Here is a 7,143-nt window from a genome sequence, read left to right on the forward strand (position 1 = left end):
GCGTCCCGAGGCGGTCCCGGCGCCCGCCCCGCCTTCCCTGCCCCCGCTCCGGGCCGCGACCACCGCGAGCCTGGCCGAGCGGTACGCCGCCAGCCGCGACGCCATCGAGACGGCCATGCGGACCGCCGCAGCGGCGGGGCACCGGTGGCGGGCCGCGATGCTGAAGGCGATGGCCGACCCCGCGCGGCACTTCCTGTCCTTCGACGGCCGCGACGGCGGCCGGACCGCCGAGGTGTTCGGCGACCTGGCCGCCGCCGACCGGATCGCGGTCCTCGTCCCCGGCTCGGGCACCGGCCTCGACACGTACGGGCTCCTGCGCGGGGGCGCGATGCGGCTGCAGCGGGCGATCGGCGGACGGGGAGCCGTGGTCGCCTGGCTCGGATACCGGACCCCGAGCACCGTGAGCCTCCAGGCGATGACCCCCGGCCGCGCGGACGAGGCCGTCCCCGCCCTGCGTGCCTTCGTGCGCGACCTGGCCCGGCTCAGGCCCGCCGCCCGCCTCAGCCTGCTGTGCCACTCGTACGGCGGCGTGGTGTGCGGCCGGGCCGCACCCGGCCTGGAGGTGGCGGACATCGTCCTCTACGGCAGCCCCGGCGCCGGTGTGGACGACGCGGCGGCGATGCGCACCCGGGCGGCGGTGTGGGCCACCCGCGGTGCCGGGGACTGGGTGGCCCACCTGCCGCACGCGGCGGTGCGCCTGTCCCCCGGCACGATCGGGCTCGGGGCGGATCCCCTGTCCCCCCGGTTCGGCGCGCGGATCTTCTTCGCGGGCGACGCCGGCCACAGCGACTATCTGAAGGACGGATCGCCCGCGCTGGCGAACATCGCCCTGATCGTCTCCGGGCGCGCTCCCGCCGGAATGCGCCGTGACTGACGACTTCGCCGGGCGCGCCGACGCCGTGGCACCGGCCCGGCGCGAGCGCGTCTCGCAGACTCCGCGCGCGCGGGCCTCGCAGACACCACGTGACCGCGCCGTCGACGCCCTTCGCGCCTTCGCCATCCTCGGCGTGGTGCTCGGCCACTGGCTGGTGACCGCCGTGGTCGCCGACAGCGGCACCCTCCGCGTCACCAGCCCGCTGAAGTACCTGCCGCACCTCACGCCCGTCTCCTGGCTGCTCCAGACCATGGCGGTGTTCTTCTTCGTCGGTGGCCGGATGGCCGTGGAGAGCCGCGGCCGTGCCCGGGACCGGGGCGCCGGCCACGGGCGATGGGCCGCCGCCCGGATGACCCGCCTGTTCCGCCCGATCGCGCCCCTGCTCGGGGTGTGGAGCGCGGCCGCCGTGGCGATGCTCGCGTGGGGCGCCGACCCGGGCACCGTGTACGCGCTGGTCAAGCTGGTGTGGTCGCCGATGTGGTTCCTGCTGGTCTTCGCGGCGCTGACGGCGGCGACCCCGCTCGTCACCCGCCTGCACCCGGTGTGGCCGCTCGCCGCCGTGGCCGTCGCCGATCTCGTCAGGTTCGGTCTGGACGGGCCGTCCTGGGTCGGCTGGATCAACCTGGGGACCGGCTGGCTGGTGCCGTACTGTCTCGGCGTCCTGTGGGCCGGCGGACGCCTGGACGGGCGGGTGACCAGGTGGGCGCTGCTCCTCGGCGGGGCCGCGGCCACCACAGGTCTCGTCCTGTGGGCCGGCTACCCGGCGTCCATGGTCGGCGTGCCCGGCGCCCCGGTCTCCAACCAGGCCCCGCCCACTCTGGCGGCCGTGACGTTCGGGCTGTCCCAGTGCGGCGCGGCCCTGGTGCTGTCCGGCCCCCTGCGGCGGGTGCTGCGGCGTCCCGCCGCATGGGCGCTCGTGACGACGGCCAACCTCGCCGCGATGACGATTTTCCTGTGGCACCAGACCGCGCTGATCGCGGTCACGGCGACGGCCCTGCGCGTCGCGGACCGGGCGCTGCCCGGGCTGCACACCGCCCCCGTAGATCCCGGATGGGTGGCCGTCCGCCTGGCGTGGCTGCCGGTGTTCGCGACGGTCCTGGCGGTGTGCTTGGCGGTCTTCCGCGGCCACGAGGCCCGTCACCACGCGCCGAAGGACGAGGGCCCGTTCAGAGGGTGTCGGCGGGAGCGGCGCGCAGGCGGCTGTGCTTGAGCCAGACCGGCCAGGAGTCCTGCCAGTAGCTCCAGCCGTTGGTCGCCTCCAGCCTGCGCGGCGTGCCGGTCACGATGATCGGGTCGCCGATCAGGGTGTTCTCCTTGAACCACTTGCCGTTCTCCGGGCTGACGTTCACGCAGCCGTGGCTCACGTTGGAGTTGCCCTGGTCGCCCACCGACCAGGGCGCCGAGTGGACGTACTCACCGCTGTTGGAGATGCGCACGGTGTTGTAGACGGTGGTCTGGTAGTAGCCGGCCTGGCCCGGGCCGGCGTCCGGCGAGGTCATGACCGTGACGTCCTCCCTGGACATCGCCACGTGGATGCCGCTGGTGGTGTGGTGGCGCATCACGCCGCCCATGCCCGCGCTGATCGGCATGTTCTTGATCTGCTTGCCGTCCCGCTCGATCTTCATGTGGTGGGTCTGGGTGTCGGCCACACTGATCTGCGAACGGCCGATCTCGAAGTCCCGGACGTAGTCCTGCTTGCCGTACATGCCCTCGCCGCCCCTGATGCCGGCCAGACGTGCGGTGACGCGGACCTTCGTGTACGTCGGCCAGTACTTTTCGGGGCGGTAGACCACGTTCTTGTCGTCGAGCCAGTGCCAGGCGCCCTCGATGGGCTTGGACGCCCGCACGACCAGGTTGCGCTCGACCGACACCCGGTCGGTGATCGGCTTGTCGAAGGTGATGATGATCGGCATGCCGACGCCGACCGTGAGGCCGGTGTCCTGCTTGTTGGGCAGCAGGGTGGAGATGCCGAAGGTCTTGGCGGCCTGCTTCGTGGCGAAGCGGACGGTCCTGGTCGCCGGGCCGCCGGGGCCCGCGGCCGTCGCCTCGACGCTGTAGGCGGTGCCAGGGGCCATGGGACGCTCGCTGCGCCACTGGGTGCGGTCGGGGCTGAACACGCCCGCCACGGGCCTCCCTGCGGCCTGTACGGCCACATGCGTGAGCTTGCCGCCCGCCGCGCCGATAAGGATCGGGAGCTCGGGCGGCAGGTCGGCGGCGCCGTCGAGCGGGCTGATGCTGATCGCCGTCCTGGCGTCTCGATCCTCGTCCTGTCCACCCGACGTGGAACACCCGGCAACCACCACGAGAAGGGCCAGCACCCCCGCACCAGCACGCACGTCCGTCCCCCTAGCGTCGCTTTCTGGGGGTTATTCCCCGTTGGCGTACCGTTCGGGCTGTCTGGGCACCTCGTACAGGCAAAGAACGCCGACGACCGGTCGGCGAGATCGCCGACCGGCCGCACAGCGGGGTTCACGGAATCAGTGCGAGAAGTTGCCCCGGTAGTACTGGAACACGAACCCGATCATGGCCATGACCGTGCAGAACAGGCCGATGAAGAACAGCCACCAGCCGACGGCGAAGCCGAAGAACGTCAGCGCGGCCGACAGGCAGACGAACAGCGGCCACCAGCTGTGCGGGCTGTAGAAGCCGATCTCGCCCGCGCCGTCGCTGATCTCGGCTTCCTTGTTGTCCTCCGGCTGGTCGCCGATGCGACGCGCCGTGAACAGCAGGTAGTAGCCGATCATGAGGGCCAGGCCGACGGAGATCGCCATGGCGGTGGTGCCGGTCGGCTCCTTCGACCAGAACCAGTAGACCACGTCCGCGGCGGCGAAGAAGATGCCGCAGAGCAGGAACATCCATCCCTGGATCTTCATCGGGACTCCTCCACCAGCTCAGGCTTGGCGGTGATGTGCGGGTACTTGAGGTCGAACGCCGGGCGCTCGGACCGGATCCGCGGCAGCGACAGGAAGTTGTGCCGCGGCGGCGGGCAGGAGGTCGCCCACTCGAGCGAGCCGCCGAAGCCCCACGGGTCGTCCACGGTGACCTTGGGCGCCTTCCGCCACGTCACCCAGACGTTGTAGAAGAACGGCAGGGTGGACAGGCCCAGCAGGAGGGCGCCGGCGGAGGAGACCATGTTCAGGTCGGTGAAGCCGTCGCTCGCCGAGTAGTCGGCGTACCGCCGGGGGAAGCCGATGACGCCCAGCCAGTGCTGCACCAGGAAGGTCAGGTGGAAGCCGAAGAACAGCAGCCAGAAGTGGAGCTTGCCGATCTTGTCGTTGAGCATCTTGCCGGTGAACTTCGGCCACCAGAAGTAGAAGCCCGCGAACATCGCGAACACCACGGTGCCGAAGACCACGTAGTGGAAGTGCGCGACGACGAAGTAGGTGTCGCTGACGTGGAAGTCCAGCGGCGGCGAGGCCAGGATGACGCCGGTCAGGCCACCGAACAGGAAGGTCACCAGGAAGCCGACCGCGAACAGCATCGGCGACTCGAACGACAGGTGCCCGCGCCACATCGTGCCGATCCAGTTGAAGAACTTCACCCCGGTGGGCACCGCGATGAGGAACGTCATGAACGAGAAGAACGGCAACAGCACCTGGCCGGTCACGAACATGTGGTGGGCCCACACGGTGACGGACAGACCCGCGATGGCGATGGTCGCGCCCACCAGGCCGATGTAGCCGAAGATCGGCTTACGGCTGAAGACCGGCAGGACCTCGGTGATGATGCCGAAGAACGGCAGCGCGATGATGTAGACCTCGGGGTGGCCGAAGAACCAGAACAGGTGCTGCCACAGCATCGGCCCGCCGGTGGGTGAGTCGAAGATGTGCGCGCCCAGTTTGCGGTCGGCCTCCAGGGCGAGCAGCGCGGCGGCCAGCACCGGGAAGGCCAGCAGCACCAGGATGCTGGTCAGCAGGATGTTCCAGGTGAAGATCGGCATCCGGAACATCGTCATGCCGGGGGCGCGCATGGTGAGGATCGTGGTGATGAAGTTCACCGCGCCGAGGATGGTGCCGAGGCCGGACAGCGCCAGACCCATGATCCACAGGTCGCTGCCCAGGCCGGGCGACGTCACCGCGTTCGACAGCGGCGCGTACGCGGTCCAGCCGAACGACGCCGAGCCACCCGGGGTGAAGAAGCCGAGGACGGCGATCGTGCTGCCGAACAGGTAGAGCCAGTAGCTCACCATGTTCAGCCGGGGGAACGCCACGTCGGGGGCGCCGATCTGCAGCGGCATCAGCTCGTTGGCGAAGCCGGCGAACAGCGGCGTCGCGAACATGAGCAGCATGATCGTGCCGTGCATCGTGAACAGCTGGTTGAACTGCTCGTTGCTGACGACCTGCAGCCCCGGCTGCGCGAGCTCGGCCCGCATCACCAGCGCCATGAGGCCGCCGATGAGGAAGAAGACGAACGACGTGATCAGGTAGAGGTGCCCGATCACCTTGTGGTCGGTCGAGGACAGCCACTTGGCGATGACCGTGCCCTTGGTGTACGGCCGCGCGGCGACGCCGACCGGTTCCTGGATGGCGGTCACTGCGCACTCCCCGCCTGGCTCTTGATGTACTGGTCGAACTCGGCCTGCGGGACGAGCTTCACGGAGAACAGCATCTTGCTGTGGTCGCTGCCGCAGAGCTCGGCGCAACGGCCGACGAAGACACCCGTCTTGTCGAGCGTCGTGATCTGGAAGTGGTTGTGCACGTTGCCCGGGAAGACGTCCTGCTTGAACAGGAACGCCGGCACCCAGAACGAGTGGATGACGTCGGGCGAGTGCAGGTCGAACTGCACCTGGGTGTTGACCGGCAGCACGAGCTGCGGACCCTGCGGGGTCTGCTCGCTCTGCTTGCTGAGGTCCACCGGCACACCCGCGACCACGGCCTTCTGGCCCTGGTACTCGGTGGTGAAGCGCCAGCTCCACTGGTAGCCCTCGACGGCCACCTTGACCGGGGCGGCCTTGGTGATCCGCGTGACCTCGGTCTCGTCACGGGCCGTGAAGTAGAAGAAGACCGCGACCATGATGACCGGGACCACCGTGTAGAGGATCTCGATCGGCAGGTTGTAGCGCACCTGCGGAGGCAACTGGTCGGGACTGTTCTTCTTCTTCCGGTGGAAGATGCACGCCCACAGGATCAGTCCCCAGACGACCACGCCGGTGGCGAGAGCCGCGATCCAGCTCCCGTTCCAGAGCGTCTGGATGATGCCGGCCTGCTTGGTGACACCTTCCGGCATGCCCCCACGGGACCATTGATCGATCGCCTGGTTGCTACACGCCGTGCCGGACGCCACCAGCAGCGCCACGGCGGCGGCTCCGGGCAACCGGCGGCGTGCCCACGGTCGCCGTGTCGTACGGCGGGTCGGACTCACGGATCGCCTACCCCACAGATGAAGCCCAAGAGTTCCTCTCCTGGGCGGTTTTTCCAATTGACCCTTAGGTGAGACCGGCACCAACCTTCCGGCCGGTCTGCCCTTTACTTAGCTGAGTTCACGCTGGGGGACACATTAGCGCGGACCGGCGCCGCCCCCCTGACCAGCCCCCGTTAATGTCTCAACTGTGGCCTACCTGGACGCGGCTTCGACCGAACCTCTCCATCCCGCGGCCCGTGACGCCCTGCTGGCGGCGATCGACGCCGGTTGGGCCGATCCCGCCCGCCTGTACGGCACGGCGCGCCGCGCCCAGATGTTACTGGAGCGCGCGAGGGCGGAGGTAGCCGAACTGATCGGCGCCCGGCCCGACGAGGTGTCGTTCACCTCGTCGGGGACGCAGGCAGTCCACCTCGGGGTGCTCGGCACGCTGGCCGGCCGCCGGCGGGCCGGGACGCGCCTGGTGGCGGGCGCCGTCGAGCACTCCAGCGTCCTGCACGCGGGCGAGGTCCACGAGCGCGCGGGCGGCGAGGTGGAGCTCGTGGGCGTGAGCCGTACGGGCCGGGTGGACGCGGGCGCGTTCGCCGAGGCCGTCGCGCGGCCCGGCACGGCCCTGGCGTGCCTGCAGACCGCCAACCACGAGGTCGGGACGCTCCAGCCGGTCGAGGAGGCGGCGCGGGCCTGCCGGGAGGCGGGCGTGCCGCTGCTGGTCGACGCCGCCCAGTCCGCTGGTCGCATGCCGCTCCCCGAGGGCTGGTCGGTCCTCACCGCGAGCGCGCACAAGTGGGGCGGCCCGGCGGGGGTGGGCGTGCTGGCGGTGCGCAAGGGCGTGCGCTGGCGCTCGCCGCTGCCGGAGGACGAGCGGGAGCGGCGGCCACGATCGCCGGCACGTTCTCGAACCCCGGCACGCG

The 7,143-nt window shown here is 70.4% G+C and carries 7 protein-coding genes; 3 read left to right on the forward strand and 4 right to left on the reverse strand.

Annotated elements, in window-relative coordinates; all coding sequences use genetic code 11:
* Window positions 1-874, forward strand: an 874-nt coding sequence (locus AB0J39_RS36840; protein WP_363473369.1) for an alpha/beta hydrolase, incomplete at its 5' end; no start/stop codon positions are given.
* Window positions 867-2,084: an acyltransferase gene (locus AB0J39_RS36845; protein WP_363473371.1), complete on the forward strand. Its 1,218-nt coding sequence runs from the start codon at window positions 867-869 to the stop codon at window positions 2,082-2,084. The genes AB0J39_RS36840 and AB0J39_RS36845, both read left to right, overlap by 8 nt.
* Here AB0J39_RS36845 and AB0J39_RS36850 read toward each other — a convergent pair.
* The 4 genes from AB0J39_RS36850 to coxB all read right to left on the reverse strand — a co-directional run bounded on the left by AB0J39_RS36850 (window position 2,041) and on the right by coxB (window position 6,100).
* The gene (locus AB0J39_RS36850; protein ID WP_363473373.1) at window positions 2,041-3,210 is read right to left on the reverse strand and encodes an Ig-like domain-containing protein; all 1,170 of its coding nucleotides are present in this window, start codon (window positions 3,208-3,210) and stop codon (window positions 2,041-2,043) included. The genes AB0J39_RS36845 and AB0J39_RS36850 overlap by 44 nt on opposite strands.
* Window positions 3,211-3,351: 141 nt before the next feature.
* Window positions 3,352-3,747, reverse strand: coding sequence for a cytochrome c oxidase subunit 4 (locus tag AB0J39_RS36855; RefSeq protein WP_363473375.1), 396 nt, complete (start codon window positions 3,745-3,747; stop codon window positions 3,352-3,354).
* Window positions 3,744-5,408 carry a cytochrome c oxidase subunit I gene (ctaD, locus tag AB0J39_RS36860; RefSeq protein WP_363473377.1) on the reverse strand — a complete coding sequence of 555 codons (1,665 nt, stop codon included), beginning with the start codon at window positions 5,406-5,408 and terminating at the stop codon, window positions 3,744-3,746. The genes AB0J39_RS36855 and ctaD overlap by 4 nt, the downstream gene beginning before the upstream one ends.
* Window positions 5,405-6,100: a cytochrome c oxidase subunit II gene (coxB, locus tag AB0J39_RS36865; protein ID WP_346225725.1), complete on the reverse strand. Its 696-nt coding sequence runs from the start codon at window positions 6,098-6,100 to the stop codon at window positions 5,405-5,407. Before coxB ends, ctaD begins: the two co-directional genes overlap by 4 nt.
* Window positions 6,101-6,422: 322 nt before the next feature.
* Here coxB and AB0J39_RS36870 point away from each other — a divergent pair.
* The coding region (locus AB0J39_RS36870; protein ID WP_363473379.1) for an aminotransferase class V-fold PLP-dependent enzyme at window positions 6,423-7,143 on the forward strand (721 nt) is incomplete at its 3' end.

Source organism: Microbispora sp. NPDC049633 (genome assembly GCF_040675265.1).
Taxonomy (GTDB): Bacteria; Actinomycetota; Actinomycetes; order Streptosporangiales; family Streptosporangiaceae; genus Microbispora; species Microbispora maris.

Excerpts from the sequence above, each read along its gene's own strand:
- AB0J39_RS36855 (WP_363473375.1), bottom strand. The coding sequence starts at position 3,747 with ATGAAGATCCAGGGATGGATGTTCCTGCTCTGCGGCATCTTCTTCGCC.
- coxB (WP_346225725.1), bottom strand. The coding sequence starts at position 6,100 with ATGCCGGAAGGTGTCACCAAGCAGGCCGGCATCATCCAGACGCTCTGG.